Source organism: Pseudoalteromonas neustonica, from assembly GCF_001653135.1.
GTDB classification, from domain to species: domain Bacteria; phylum Pseudomonadota; class Gammaproteobacteria; order Enterobacterales; family Alteromonadaceae; genus Pseudoalteromonas; species Pseudoalteromonas neustonica.
On the sequence record NZ_BDDS01000016.1, the window covers coordinates 25,667 to 40,560 of the forward strand.

12 protein-coding genes are annotated in these 14,894 nt (G+C 40.3%); 4 read left to right on the forward strand and 8 right to left on the reverse strand.

Annotation, left to right across the window (positions count from 1 at the left end; genetic code table 11):
- Window positions 1–159: 159 nt before the first annotated feature.
- From A7967_RS17065 to A7967_RS17075, 3 genes are read left to right on the forward strand one after another with little or no spacing between them, the layout of a single operon-like run.
- On the forward strand, window positions 160–2,082 hold the full coding sequence (locus A7967_RS17065; protein ID WP_054205771.1) for a PrkA family serine protein kinase: 1,923 nt from the start codon (window positions 160–162) through the stop codon (window positions 2,080–2,082).
- A 30-nt stretch (window positions 2,083–2,112) separates the two neighbouring features.
- A complete protein-coding gene (locus A7967_RS17070) occupies window positions 2,113–3,396 on the forward strand; it encodes a YeaH/YhbH family protein (protein WP_054205770.1) in 1,284 nt (427 codons plus the stop codon).
- Window positions 3,397–3,417: 21 nt separating this feature from the next.
- Complete coding sequence (locus A7967_RS17075; RefSeq protein WP_054205769.1) at window positions 3,418–4,932, forward strand: SpoVR family protein; 1,515 nt, start codon at window positions 3,418–3,420, stop codon at window positions 4,930–4,932.
- Between the two features lie 62 nt (window positions 4,933–4,994).
- Here A7967_RS17075 and A7967_RS17080 read toward each other — a convergent pair whose 3' ends face one another.
- Complete coding sequence (locus A7967_RS17080) at window positions 4,995–5,966, reverse strand: sensor domain-containing diguanylate cyclase (protein ID WP_054205768.1); 972 nt, start codon at window positions 5,964–5,966, stop codon at window positions 4,995–4,997.
- Window positions 5,967–5,970: 4 nt separating this feature from the next.
- On the reverse strand, window positions 5,971–6,975 hold the full coding sequence (locus tag A7967_RS17085; RefSeq protein WP_054205767.1) for a response regulator: 1,005 nt from the start codon (window positions 6,973–6,975) through the stop codon (window positions 5,971–5,973).
- Window positions 6,976–7,183: 208 nt separating this feature from the next.
- On the opposite strand from A7967_RS17085, the gene tpx reads away from it, so the two are divergent.
- Window positions 7,184–7,765 carry a thiol peroxidase gene (tpx, locus tag A7967_RS17090; RefSeq protein ID WP_054205766.1) on the forward strand — a complete coding sequence of 194 codons (582 nt, stop codon included), beginning with the start codon at window positions 7,184–7,186 and terminating at the stop codon, window positions 7,763–7,765.
- A 61-nt stretch (window positions 7,766–7,826) separates the two neighbouring features.
- Here the strand turns inward: tpx and adk are convergent, their stop codons facing one another.
- From adk to dnaX, 6 genes are all read right to left on the reverse strand, one after another.
- On the reverse strand, window positions 7,827–8,471 hold the full coding sequence (adk, locus tag A7967_RS17095; protein WP_054205765.1) for an adenylate kinase: 645 nt from the start codon (window positions 8,469–8,471) through the stop codon (window positions 7,827–7,829).
- A gap of 180 nt (window positions 8,472–8,651) precedes the next feature.
- Complete coding sequence (gene htpG / locus A7967_RS17100) at window positions 8,652–10,565, reverse strand: molecular chaperone HtpG (RefSeq protein ID WP_064435893.1); 1,914 nt, start codon at window positions 10,563–10,565, stop codon at window positions 8,652–8,654.
- A 143-nt stretch (window positions 10,566–10,708) separates the two neighbouring features.
- A complete protein-coding gene (locus A7967_RS17105) occupies window positions 10,709–11,422 on the reverse strand; it encodes an RluA family pseudouridine synthase (protein ID WP_064435894.1) in 714 nt (237 codons plus the stop codon).
- A 128-nt stretch (window positions 11,423–11,550) separates the two neighbouring features.
- Window positions 11,551–12,159, reverse strand: coding sequence for a recombination mediator RecR (gene recR / locus A7967_RS17110; protein ID WP_054205762.1), 609 nt, complete (start codon window positions 12,157–12,159; stop codon window positions 11,551–11,553).
- A gap of 8 nt (window positions 12,160–12,167) precedes the next feature.
- The gene (locus A7967_RS17115) at window positions 12,168–12,494 is read right to left on the reverse strand and encodes a YbaB/EbfC family nucleoid-associated protein (protein WP_004588122.1); all 327 of its coding nucleotides are present in this window, start codon (window positions 12,492–12,494) and stop codon (window positions 12,168–12,170) included.
- 58 nt (window positions 12,495–12,552) lie between these two features.
- A complete protein-coding gene (gene dnaX / locus A7967_RS17120; RefSeq protein ID WP_054205761.1) occupies window positions 12,553–14,892 on the reverse strand; it encodes a DNA polymerase III subunit gamma/tau in 2,340 nt (779 codons plus the stop codon).
- Window positions 14,893–14,894 lie beyond the last annotated feature (2 nt).

The window sequence follows — 14,894 nt, forward strand, 5'->3', positions numbered from 1 at the left end:
CTAACCTAGTTTAAAAGACGCTTCGGCGTCTTTTTTGTTTTTTAACATAAATTTTTAATTTTATTGCACAAAAATCTAAATTCGTGACTAAGCTTTATATAACCTTTGCTTATTTTTAATCTTTAAGCACCTAGTTTAAGCAGGTTTTCGGAGGTCTTCATGAGTATTTTTGAGCATTACCAAGCACGATACGAAGCGGCACAGGAAGAAGAGTACAGTATCGCTGAGTTCTTAGAAATTTGTAAAACGGATAAATCGGCATATGCCAGCGCACCAGAGCGATTATTAACAGCGATTGGTGAGCCAAAAATGGTCGATACGTCAACTGATGCACGTCTAAGTCGGTTATTTTCAAACCGAGTTGTCGCACGCTACCCCGCATTTAATGATTTTTATGGTATGGAAGATGCCATAGAGCAAATCGTTTCATACCTAAAACATGCCGCACAAGGACTTGAAGAGTGTAAGCAAGTACTTTACTTACTAGGCCCTGTAGGCGGTGGTAAATCGTCCATTGCAGAAAAACTCAAGTACCTAATGCAACAGGTGCCAATTTACTCCATTAAAGGCTCTCCGGTTAACGATCACCCATTGGCACTGTTTGACCCTAACGAGGATGCTGATCTGCTCGCAAAAGAGTACGGTATAAAACCACGCTACTTAAAAACGATTATGTCACCATGGGCAACTAAACGCTTATCTGAATTTAATGGTGATATTAGCCAATTTAAAGTGGTAAAACGTTACCCATCAATTTTAAATCAAATTGCGATTGCCAAAACTGAACCTGGTGATGAAAACAATCAGGATATTTCAGCGTTAGTCGGTAAAGTTGATATTCGCCAGCTAGAACATTTTGCCCAAAATGATCCCGATGCTTATGCGTACTCAGGCTCACTCTGTCTTGCCAACCAAGGCTTGATGGAATTTGTTGAGATGTTTAAAGCGCCTATCAAAGTGCTACACCCTTTGCTGACTGCTACACAAGAGGGTAACTATAACGGCACAGAAGGGATTAGCGCCCTGCCCTTTAGCGGCATGATTTTAGCTCATTCAAACGAATCTGAATGGCAAACCTTTAAAAACAACAAAAATAATGAAGCATTTTTAGACCGTGTTTATATTGTAAAAGTGCCTTATTGTTTACGCGCTTCAGAAGAAGTGAAAATTTACGACAAATTGCTAGAGCATAGCGAACTATACAACGCACCTTGCGCACCGGGTACACTTGAAACGCTGGCTAAATTTACAACATTATCTCGATTAAAAGATCCTGAAAACTCCAGTATCTACTCAAAAATGCGCGTTTATGACGGAGAAAGCCTAAAAGACACCGATCCTAAAGCAAAATCATATCAAGAGTATCGTGATTACGCCGGTGTTGATGAAGGCATGACTGGGCTATCTACCCGCTTTGCATTTAAGATTCTATCGCGCGTCTTTAATTTTGATACCACGGAAGTAGCCGCCAATCCAGTGCACTTATTCTACGTGCTTGAACAGCAGATTGAACGTGAGCAATTTTCTGCTGACGTTGAAGAGCGCTACCTGAGTCACTTAAAAGGCTATTTAATTCCGCAGTATGTTGAGTTTATTGGTAAAGAATTGCAAACAGCTTATTTAGAGTCGTACTCAGAATACGGGCAAAATATTTTTGATCGCTATGTAACCTACGCTGATTTTTGGATTCAAGATCAAGAGTACCGCGACCCTGATACCGGCCAATTATTTAACCGTGAAGCCTTAAATGCTGAGCTTGAGAAAATTGAAAAACCAGCAGGCATTTCCAACCCTAAAGATTTCCGCAACGAAATAGTTAACTTTGTACTACGTGCTCGTGCTCACAATAACGGTAAAAATCCGTTGTGGACCAGCTATGAGAAACTACGCACTGTGATTGAGAAAAAAATGTTCTCAAATACCGAAGAGTTATTACCTGTTATTTCATTCAATGCAAAAACATCTGCAGAAGATCAGAAAAAACACGAAGACTTCGTCAATCGAATGGTGGAAAAAGGATACACCCAAAAGCAAGTTCGTTTGTTATCTGAATGGTATTTACGAGTGCGTAAATCGCAATAACACACAAAGGTGTATTTTTAGGGGGTCTTTATGGCGCATTTTATAGACCGTCGCCTGAACGGTAAAAATAAGAGCACGTTAAATCGTCAACGCTTTATTAGGCGATATAAAAAACAGATCAAAGAAGCTGTATCAGATGCTATCAATAAACGTAGTGTCACTGATACCAGTAGCGGAGAGAGTATTTCTATTCCGCAGCGGGATATTAGTGAGCCAACGTTTCATCAAGGTAAAGGAGGCGATAGAGAGCAAATTCACCCTGGTAACGATCAATTTTCTACGGGCGATAAAATTAAGCGCCCGCAAGGTGGTCAAGGTGGAGGTGCGGGCGAAGGTGAAGCAAGTGACTCAGGCGAAGGCGAAGATGACTTTGTATTCTCAATTTCTAAAGATGAGTATTTAGATTTACTATTTGAAGATTTAGAGCTACCAAACCTTCAACAAAATCAACTTGATAAACTAGTACAAATGAAAACACATCGCGCCGGGTTTTGCAGCGATGGTATGCCTAGTAATATCGACATCGTGCGTTCACTGCAAGGCTCACTTGCAAGGCGCGTTGCGATGAGTGCAGGTAAAAAACGTGAGCTAGCTCAGTTACAAGAGCAGCTTGCTGCGTTAATGGCTGATCCTGAACCAGATATAGCAGCCATAGCGTTAATGGAGCAAGAAATTGCCCAATTGCAAAAACGTATTGGCGCTGTGCCCTTTATTGATAACTATGATTTGCGTTTTCGTAATTATGAAAAACAACCTCACCCAACGAGTAAAGCCGTGATGTTTTGTATTATGGATGTGTCGGGCTCGATGGATCAGGCAACCAAAGATATGGCAAAACGCTTTTATATTTTGCTATATCAGTTTTTAACACGTAGCTATAAAGATATTGAAGTGGTGTATATTCGCCATCACACTCAAGCAAAAGAAGTCGATGAGCAAGAGTTTTTCTATTCGCAAGAGACCGGCGGAACAATCGTCTCCAGCGCATTGAAATTAATGCATGAGATCATACAAGAGCGCTATAACGCGGGTGAGTGGAATATTTATGCTGCGCAAGCCTCTGATGGCGATAATTGGGCAGATGACACCCCACAATGCGGTGAAATATTGCGTAATAAACTCTTAAATGATGTGCGTTATTACGCGTATATTGAGATCACGACGCGTGCCCATCAAAGCTTATGGCGTGAGTATGAAAAAATTTGTCAAAGCAATGATAATTTTGCCATACAACATATTCGAAGTGTTGAAGATATTTACCCTATTTTTAGAGAGCTATTTAAAAAAAGTCGTCAACACCAAGGTGCAGCTTAAGCTGTACAGCGAGGTATTTATATGACCGATAAACGTTTAAGTGATGGCCCAGATTGGACATTTGATTTATTACAGCAATACCAAGACGAAATAGCGCGCGTAGCAGAACATTATCGCCTTGATACTTACCCAAATCAAATTGAGGTGATCACGGCTGAACAAATGATGGATGCCTACTCCAGTGTCGGTATGCCGATTGGTTATAGTCATTGGTCTTACGGTAAAAAGTTTATTCAAACGGAACAAAACTACAAGCGTGGGCAAATGGGCTTAGCATACGAAATTGTTATTAATTCTGATCCCTGTATTGCCTACTTAATGGAAGAAAACACCCTGCCAATGCAAGCACTCGTAATGGCACATGCTTGCTACGGCCATAATTCCTTTTTTAAAGGTAATTACTTATTTAAAACATGGACCGATGCCAGCTCAATTATTGATTACTTACTGTTTGCAAAAAACTATATTGCACGCTGCGAAGAAAAGTATGGCATTGACGATGTTGAAAACCTAATTGACTCATGCCATGCGCTAATGAATTATGGTGTGGATCGCTACAAACGCCCGCAACAAATCTCTTTATTTGAAGAGCAAAAGCGCCAACAAGAACGTGAAGATTACCTGCAATCACAAGTAAATGAGCTTTGGCGTACTATTCCATCTCATCAGCAAGAAAAAAAGCCGCACGAACGTCATTTCCCGCGTGAACCACAAGAGAACATTTTGTACTTTATTGAAAAAAATGCCCCACTATTGGAGTCTTGGCAACGAGAAGTTATTAGAATAGTCCGTAAAATCTCTCAGTATTTTTACCCGCAAAAACAAACGCAAGTTATGAATGAAGGCTGGGCCACCTTTTGGCATTACACTATTTTGAACCATCTATACGATGAAGGTAAATTAACCGACTCGTTTATGCTGGAGTTTTTACAAAGCCACACCAATGTTGTTTATCAGCCACCATATAACAGCAATTACTATTCGGGGATCAACCCGTATGCATTAGGTTTTAATATGATGGTTGATATTCGTCGTATATGTGAAAACCCAACAGAGGAAGATAAACAGTGGTTTCCTGAATATGCTGGCAGTAACTGGCTAGATACGCTGCACTTTGCTATGGAAAACTTTAAAGATGAGAGCTTTATTAGCCAGTTTTTATCACCGAAACTGATCCGCGACTTTAAATTATTTACTATTATCGATCATGAAAAAGATCCTAATTTACACGTTGGCGCTATTCACGATGAAAGTGGTTATCACGCAGTACGCGAGGCACTCTCAGCGCAATATAATTTAAGCAATCACGAACCTAACATTCAAGTTTACGATGTGGATATTAGAGGGGATCGTTCTTTAACTCTACGTTATGTACCTCATCAAAATATCCCGCTTGCTAAATCCCATGACGAGGTATTAAAACACCTCTATAGGCTATGGGGCTTTAAAGTGAAACTTGAGCAGGAGTCTATGTCTGGGGAAGTAAGTACGGTGGCGCAATGCCCATCTGATGACTCTCGCCATACAACAGAATAATTGAACAATAAAAAATGACGCCATAGCGTCATTTTCTTAACCATTACTTTTACTCGCTTTTATTAGCTTTGTGGAATATCACTAAAAGCTGAAACAAGGTTTCTGCCATTTTCTTTTGAATGGTAAAGCGCTTTATCGGCGGCCTCTATCCACTTTTCGTGACGTTCAAAACTACTATCAAAACATGCAAAACCTACACTGACTGTCATCGTGACTTGCTGTCCATCAAAAAATATCGATGAGTTTTCAATAACACTTCTTAAGCGCTCTGCAAATATCTGTGCACCTTTTTTATCCGTATCAAGTAATGTTACTGCGAACTCCTCGCCACCATAACGCCCTGCTACGTCTGTTTCACGTAACGTTTTACGAAGTAAGTCGGCAATGTTACGCAGTGCTTCATCACCACAACGGTGTCCATGTTCATCATTTATCTTTTTAAAGTGGTCAATATCAAACATTAGCAACGTACTACAGCCACCACTTCGTTTTATTCGTAAAAACTCTTGGCGTAAAGTATTTTCCCAGTGACCGCGATTAGCAAGCTGGGTTAATGCATCAGTTTGACTTATTAGTTCAAGTTTGCGGTTAACGGCTTCTAACTCTTTTTTATTGACGGCTTCATCAGTAACATCATAAATAATAATGCAAATATGACCAACTTCGCCCATCGTATTAGAAAGCGGAATAAACGTGGCATTTTGATACATGTGATCAGCTTTGCCTGTTATTGGCCGATAATTTTTAAACTTAAAAATATAAGGCTGCTGTTCCCAAATGGTAAATGAGCGATTTTTCAAAATGAAAACTGATTCAGACTTACTACGAAACCACTTTTCATCTATTGATGGGAACAAATCAAATAGATCTTTATCTTTCACTGCACTTGGTAGCAAACCTGAATGGTTTTCCATAAAACCATTCCAAATACACACTTTGTAGTCACGATCTAACACCACTAAACCAACATCAACGGTATTAAACATATCCATTAACCAATGGATTTCATTCATATTAAAATCTGCTGCAGGCATAATGTTAGTCTTCTAGTAGGTAAGCAACTTTGTATTTCAAAGTTTTCATTGAATCTTCGGTAAATAACAGCATTAAATCGCAGTTAATATTATGGTTTTCGATACCGTAACTAATTTCTATAGCTAACGTACGCTGCCAACGAGACTTGTTAGCCTTTACTAGATCAGATACATCGCAATGCTGCCCTAGTACGACCGGGTGACCTTGGCTAAAGGTCATATCAAGTTGTCTGGATAAACCTGTTAAAATCGCTCCAATTAGTATGTTACTAATGTCCATGAGCAATTCTAATTCAACTTTATTGTTAAGCTCGCCTTCGTAGTTCATCAACGATGCTATTTCTTTAAAACTTGAGTCGTTGAGCAGTAGCAGCGCTTCTCCCGAGACCCCTCCACCAATAAAGCCTTGGCATACACCAGATGTAGATGAATTTGCGTCAATTGAACGCAGCGCCATGTCTAACTCATTTACTTCAAGGATATTTACATTCGGAATAGGTAGCTCAACAAACACATTAAGCAGTCGTGCTAATAAATCCCCAGCTTGCCCCATTGCTACGTTTGTTAACTCTTGATAAATGTCTCTTACATCGGGGTCAACTTGCTCACCCAATTTATGAGAGAGCCTTTCACGCATGGCTTTATCTTTAATGCCATGATGCTCGATAATATCTGCAAGCTTTTGGGCATCACATGGCTTTTGAATAAAATCGATTGCACCAAGATCAATGACACGCTGATGGGCACTTGGTTGAATATCGCCAGAGACGACAACAGTAAGAACTTGAAACTGTAATTCCTCAATGGCTTGCAGTACTTCATAGCCATCCATTTGCGGCATATTAAGATCTAAAAATAATATCTCAGGACGAATTGCTTTTAATTGCTCGATACAATGAACGCCATCTTCAGCAAATTCTATTTTTATATCCCAATCATCGGGTAACGAACGCGCTAACTGGCGGCGCGCAAGTTTTGAATCATCACAAATTAGTACCGATGTTGACATATTTTCTCTCTGATAGTGTTTATTTATAGCAACCACTTTTTAGTTACAATACATTTATTATTATTGATCATTGAATAAACATTTATTACTGTATTATGTTAATCAATGTAACACCTATTTACAATTTTAAATTTCACTAAAACCTTGGTGTGCACCAATGATTATAATACACTCTGGCTAATTGCGTTAATTCTAAAGGAAATACCTTATGCTTCGTTCTATCAGTTTTGCCTTGAGTGCTTTTTGCTCTGTTGCTTTCGCGACTGAAATTCCAGAAAACACGTTAGATGCGGGGAAAGTCACCGCACAATCAAAACCCATAACGTTGTTAGGCCAAGGAGTGAAATTAAATGAACAAGCGCCCGATTTTAAAGTAGTCGACGGTTCTTTCACACCGGTCACTTTAGCAAATTACCAAGGACAAGCTGTTTTAATTAGCGTGGTTCCAAGTCTGGATACAGGTGTATGTAGTATTCAAACAAAGCATTTTAACGAAAAAGTAGCTGCACAATTTCCCAATATTGCCATGCTGACTATCAGTGCTGATTTACCCTTTGCACAGGCGCGTTTTTGTAAGGCTGAAAACATCGATAAAGTAGTCACTTTATCTGACTCTGTTTGGCGTAACTTTGGCCAAAATTATGGCCTAGTGATCAAAGATATGGGGTTATTAACCCGCGCTGTTTTCGTGCTTGATGAAAATCATAAGGTTGTTTACAAACAATTAGTGGCTGATCTATCAACAGAGCCTAAGTATGAGCCTGTCCTTAGTGCTTTAAAGTCACTCTGATTTATTATTAATACGATAATAAAAAACCGCCAATTGGCGGTTTTTTTAGATTATTAGCTTATTAACCTAATAATTCAGCTAACTGTTGATTAACCGCTTCAACAGCTTGTGTTCCGTCTAAACGGTGGTACTGGGTGTTACCTGCTTTCGCTTCAGCTTGATAGTAATCAACCAATGGCATTGTTTGCTCATGGTAGATACCTAAACGTTTACGGACTGTTTCTTCAGTATCGTCAGCGCGGATGATAAGATCTTCACCGCTTACGTCATCTTTGCCTTCAACTTTTGGTGGGTTATACACAACATGGTATACACGACCAGAACCTGGGTGAACGCGACGTCCGCCCATACGATCAACAATGATCTCATCTGCAACGTCAAATTCAATAACGTGGTCAACGACAACACCATTTTCTTTCATTGCATCAGCTTGTGGAATTGTGCGCGGGAAGCCGTCAAGTAGGAAACCTTTTTCACAATCCGCTTTAGTAATACGTTCTTTAACAAGACCAATGATGATGTCATCAGAAATTAGCTGACCTGCATCCATTACTTTTTTAGCTTCTAAACCCAGTGGTGTGCCTTCTTTAATTGCTGCACGTAACATATCACCAGTAGAAATTTGTGGAATACCGTACTTGTCCATCAAAAACTGAGCTTGAGTGCCTTTACCTGCACCCGGCGCGCCCAAAAGAATAATGCGCATATCATTGTCCTCGTTTGATACTGATTTTACTTATCTTGCATCAGTATGATTTATTATAAAGCCTGAATTCTTCCATAAGCGCCTGCGATACTCAAGCAACTTATACCAATTGACTACACACACACCATAAAAAAAGGGAACCGAGGTTTCCTTTTCATTAAAAGGTTATTTTTTGAGCAATTACTTGCTTAAATCAAGCATTAGTTTGTTTAAACGTGTCACAAACCCAGCTGGGTCTTTTAACGTGCCACGCTCTGCAAGTAGAGCTTGATCAAGAAGTACATGTGACCACTGAGCAAATTTCTCTTCGTCTTGTTCAATATTTAAATGTTTAACAAGTTGGTGCTCTGGGTTTAGTTCAAAAATAGGCTTTGCTTCTGGTGCTGCTTGCCCTACAGACTCCATAAGCTTTTGCATTTGTGAGCTCATGTCATTATCATCTGCAACCACACAGGCTGGTGAATCAGTTAAACGATGTGTAAAGCGTACATCTTTTACTGTATCGCCTAAGGCTGTTTTGATTCGCTCAACAAGTCCTTCAACTTCTTTTTCAGATTCTTCTTGCGCTTTTTTGGTCTCTTCATCATCTAGGTTACCTAAATCTAGGTCACCACGTGTGATTGATTTAAATGGTTTATCAGCAAACTCTGTTAAGTGGCTCATCATCCATTCATCAACACGGTCGCTTAGCAATAATACTTCGATACCTTTCTTACGGAAGATCTCTAAATGCGGTGAACTTTTTGCTGTAGTAAATGAATCAGCCACAACGTAATAAATTGCATCTTGACCTTCATTCATACGCTCAATGTATTGCTCAAGTGACGCATTCTGTGTGCTTTCATCTGTATGCGTTGATGCAAAGCGTAATAGTTTAGCAATCGCTTCTTTATTAGCTGCGTCTTCCGCTGGGCCTTCTTTGATCACTTGACCAAATTCATTCCAAAATACTTGGTAATCATCGGCTTTGTTTTTAGCCATGCGCTCAAGCATTTTTAAAATACGTGATGTACAGCCCTTACGAATTGCTTGCGTTACTTTGTTATCTTGTAAAATTTCACGTGATACATTCAATGGTAAATCATTTGAATCAAGTAAACCTTTAACAAAGCGTAAGTAACTTGGCATAAACTGTTCTGCGTCATCCATTACAAATACGCGTTGTACATAAAGCTTTAAACCACTTTGGCGTTCACGGTTCCATAAATCAAATGGGGCCTTCTTAGGGATATAAAGTAGGCTTGTATATTCAGTTTTACCTTCTACTTTATTATGTCCCCAGCTAAGCGGCTCTTCCCAGTCATGGCTTACATGCTTATAAAATTCTTTGTACTCTTCATCAGAAAGCTCTGATTTATCGCGAGTCCAAAGTGCAGTCGCGCGGTTAATGCTTTCCCACTCACCTGGTACTGCTGGTGTTTTTTCGCCATCTTCACCTTCAGACTCAGGTACTTCTGCTTTGTACATTTGTACAGGTGTAGAAATATGATCTGAGTATTTAGTCACGATGCTACGCAGACGCCAGTCATCAGCAAACTCTGTTTCATCTTCACGAAGGTGTAAAATGATGTCTGTTCCGCGGCCTTCTTTTTCAATTTCTTGTAATGTGTATTCGCCTTCGCCTTGCGACTGCCATTCAACACCGGCTGCTTCACCAGCTTTGCGAGTGCGAACAGTAACTAAGTCTGCAACAATAAATGCTGAGTAAAAACCAACACCAAATTGGCCAATTAACTGTGAGTCTTTACCTTGATCACCTGTTAAGTTTTTAAAAAACTCAGCTGTGCCTGATTTAGCAATTGTGCCTAAAGAGCTGATCACTTCATCGCGTGTCATACCAATGCCGTTATCAGAAATAGTGACCGTATTGGCTTCTTTGTCTGCACTGATACGTACTCTAAGATCAGCATCACCTTGGTAAAGCTCACCGTTTGAAAGTGCTAAAAAGCGTAATTTATCTGCCGCATCTGAGGCATTTGACACAAGCTCACGTAAAAATATTTCTTTATTTGAATAAAGTGAGTGGATCATCAGGTTTAATAGTTGTTTAACTTCCGTTTGAAAGCCTAATGTTTCTTTTTGTGCTGCAGTCATTGTGTTTCTCCAATTAGCAAAGTCTCTGCGTTATGCACTTAATATGGGGCGCGGTTCGTTAACTTCAAGGGGAAATATAAAAAAGGCAAACGAAATAATTATTTAAACTGAGTAAATAGGCTATTAACATTTAAACTTAACGCTTAAAATAAACATGGCGAATGGCCGTGGATCTGCTCGCCACTTTTTGGATGCTGAAAAAATAAGTCACTGGCGTGTAAAAGCAACCGTGCTGCCATTGCTTCGCTCGTTTCATTTTTATATAGATCACAACCCAAAATAGGGTGACCCATCTCTTTACTGTGGATCCTAAGTTGATGAGTACGCCCTGTCATAGGCATATACTGCACTAAACTTCGCTTTGGTTGGTCAATACGCTTTAATACCTTGTAGTCACTTACTGCGGTTTTGCCTGTAATCTCACAAATTTTAACTAAAGGGAAAAGTAACGTGTCTTTCGCTATCGGTGCGATAACCTGCCCTTCATCTTTCACAACCCACCCTTGTAACATCGCTATATAGTGTTTTGTAATCGCTCGGTTCTGAAATTGCTTATTAAGCTGCTTTGATGATTCAGCATTTAGCCCCACGACCATAATACCTGATGTGCCATAATCTAATCGATGCGGTAATTTGGCTTCAGGGAAAGGCGGACTAACTCCTGCTTGCCCATTTACTAATCGATAATGTACCGAGTCCCAATTAAGTGGATTTTTGCCCGACAAGCTCAATAAACCACTGGGTTTGTTGATTAATAAAATATCTTCATCCTGATAAAGTATGTCTAAAAAGCCGGTGCATATTGGGGCGACAAAATCATCAACTATGCTGGGAGTTATTACGTGCTGTTCAGGCATTTATATTCCTGCTAATACCAATTTTATTAAAAACATATTTATGTCAGTTTTGCTAAAAGCCATTAAAAAGCCTGCATAACTAAGTTAATGCAGGCTTTTTCTTTCAAAGTGTTTAATTACGCTAACAGTTAATTTTCGGTAACTGCCCTGCGACCACTAAACGCATGCATTAATGTCATGCCATCGAGTAAGTCAAGCTCACCACCGACAGGTATACCATGAGCAATACGCGAAGCCTCTACTTTATAACGATGACAAAGCTGCGCAATATAATGCGCAGTGGTTTCACCTTCGACCGTTGGATTGGTGGCTAAAATCACTTCGTTAATACCGCCTTGCTGTAGCTTTTTCTCAAGGGTATCTAAGCCTATTTCGTTAGGACCAATACCATCAATAGGTGATAAATGCCCCATCAAAACAAAGTATAAACCTTGATACTGCCCTGTTTGTTCAATAGCCAAGACATCAGTAGGCGATTCAACAACACATAAAACACCACTGTCTTGGCGCTTTATGCTTAAACAAATATCACAGTGTGGCTGCTCTGCAAATGTACGACACGATTGACAATGACCAATTGCAGTCATCGCTTTTGTTAATGCATTACCCAGCTGGCTCCCACCTTTACGGTCGCGCTCAAGTAAATGAAATGCAATACGTTGCGCTGATTTTGGACCAATGCCCGGTAAGCAGCGTAATGCTTCTATTAACTGACTTAAACTCTCTGAAAGTTGCATATTTTAACTTAAAACGGCATTTTCATGCCTGGTGGTAATTGCATACCGCCAGTAACTTTGCCCATACGCTCTTGTGTTTCATCAGCTACGCGGCGTACTGCGTCATTACATGCTGCTGCAAGTAAGTCTTCAATCATGTCTTTATCATCTTCCATTAAACTTTCATCAAGCTCAACGCGGCGAACATTATGATTACCAAGCATCGTTACTTTAACAAGACCTGCACCTGCTTCACCAACAACTTCCATCGTTGCGATTTCGTCTTGGGCTTTTTGCATGCGCTCTTGCATTTGTTGCGCTTGCTTCATCATGTTACCCATTCCACCTTTAAACATAACTCTCTCTCTTTATATAATCTTTAATTGGCATGAAGATAAGGGCTATTGCAAAAAATTACAATGCCTGAATACTGTTTTCGTCGATTATTGCAGAAAATACCTGCTGTAATTGCACGATATTTTCATCGCTGTTGATCACATCAATCGCCTGCTGGTGACGCCCCGCATCTATTTTTTGCTGGATTAAGTAAGGGGAATCAATCACCCCGACTTCAAAGTTAATGCTTAATTCAACATTATGCTCATAAATACTGGCCAGTGCTGCCGTTAATTTTTGTCTCAGCATAGGTGTATCAAGGTGTTTTTGCGATGCGTCAACTTCTAAATGTAATTGTTGCTGCTGTTTTGAATAAATTGAGTGCAGTGCAAATTGGCGCATCCGCCCGCCAAGCCCCATTCGCTTAATTAAATAAGCCCATTCATCTTGTTGATGCGCAAAACGGATATCGCTGATCGGGCTTTGAAAATCATCGGGCACTTGAATGTTTATTTCTGGCTCAGGTGCAGCCACCACTTTTTGTGGATTAATTTGCTCTAGTAACTCTGGCGCTAAATTTTCAGTAATTGTTTGATGTTTTTCTTTAAAGTCAGGTTTTATAATTTTATTTGGTGCAATGTTTGCCGTGTAGCCGTTAGCCTCAGCTTGGCTAGTTGTCCCCGCTATTTGGGGTTGGGACTTTTTTACCGGTGTACTGCGCTCAACCGCCGGTATCGTCGTCGTTACCGGCTCTGCTGATACTTTGCCACCAGAAAGCGTGCCTGCACCCGAAATATTTCTATCACGTAAAATACGTGCGATTGCAGACTGCGCTTGTGCTTCTTTTTGACTAATATCTGTGGTAGCGGAATAGTCAGAAAGTGAATTATTACTTGGTACAACCGCCGCGTTTCCAATTGGTTCAATGCTATGCTGATGGTCACTAATATTTTGTTTTTGAGCATGGTTAGTATCGCCATCAAAGCCTTGATCCACAGCGTTGCTCATCACATCATCATATTGTGATGCTAATTGTTGCTCAAGCTCAGTTTCTGGATCAGCTGCAGCTACATGAGCAGGCGCTATATCAACTGGCGCAGTTGGCTCTTGCTCCATCGCCACTGTGTTGTGGGGAACTGCGACCGGTTTTTTCTCTGATGCGGTGGCCGCTGATGTAGTAGCTGATGTTCCCGCTGGCAATCTAACTTGATCGTCATTACTCTCTGATGGTGCTTGCTTGTTTTTATTTAGAATGTCTCTGAGCGAGCCTGCTCGAGAACGTTTTTCATCCGCTGATGGTCCAGCCGATACTGTGTTGGCAACTATTTGGTTATCAATTGGTTGAAATGCTAATAAACGCAGCATAATCATCTCAAAGCCTAAACGCGGCTCTGGCGCCCATTGGAGATCTTTTTTACCATTGAGCAGTAATTGATAATAAATTTGAATTTGCTGTGAGTCACAACTCAACGCTACTTCGCTAATAAATTCACGATTATATTCATCTAATTTTGCAGCGTCTGGGACTAATTGTGTCAATTGCGCTAAATGCGTCAGACCAATTAAATCATCTAAAAGGGCTATATAATTTGGGTTTTGAGTGGCAATCTGCTCTATTTGCGCCATCAATGCTGCGCCATCTTGCGCCAATAATGCCACTAGCAAGTGCTGGCTATAATGGTTGTCCATCAACCCTAACATTGCTTGTACCGCTTGATGCTTAATATCACCATTGGTTTGGGCAATGGCTTGATCAGTTAAACTCAATGCATCACGCATACTGCCATCAGCAGCTTTAGCGATAATTTGCAGTGCTTGGGTTTCAAAACTTAACTGTTCTTCGCCTAATACATATTCAAGTTGCTGGAGTATTTCGGGTTGCGATAACGCATTAAGATTAAACTGCAAACAGCGAGATAAAATGGTAACCGGTAGTTTTTGTGGATCGGTAGTCGCCAATAAAAACTTAACGTGTTCAGGTGGCTCTTCCAAGGTTTTTAATAATGCATTAAAACTGTGCTTTGAGAGCATGTGTACTTCATCGATCAGGTACACTTTGTAACGGCCACGCGTTGGCGCATATTGTACATTATCGAGAATTTCTCGAGTATCTTCCACTTTGGTCCGAGATGCCGCATCTATTTCAAGTAAATCAATATAACGACCCGTTTCAATATCGACACAACTACTGCACTTTCCACAAGGCTCAGCCGAAATGCCTTCATCACAATTTAAGCTTTTTGCAAAAATACGTGCGATGGTGGTTTTACCCACCCCGCGTGTCCCAGTGAACAAATAAGCGTGATGCAGTCTATTTTGCGTCAAAGCATTTACCAATGCTTGTTTCACATGGGACTGACCGACCAATTCATGAAAGGTCTGTGGACGCCATTTTCTCGCTAGGACTTGATAACTCATTA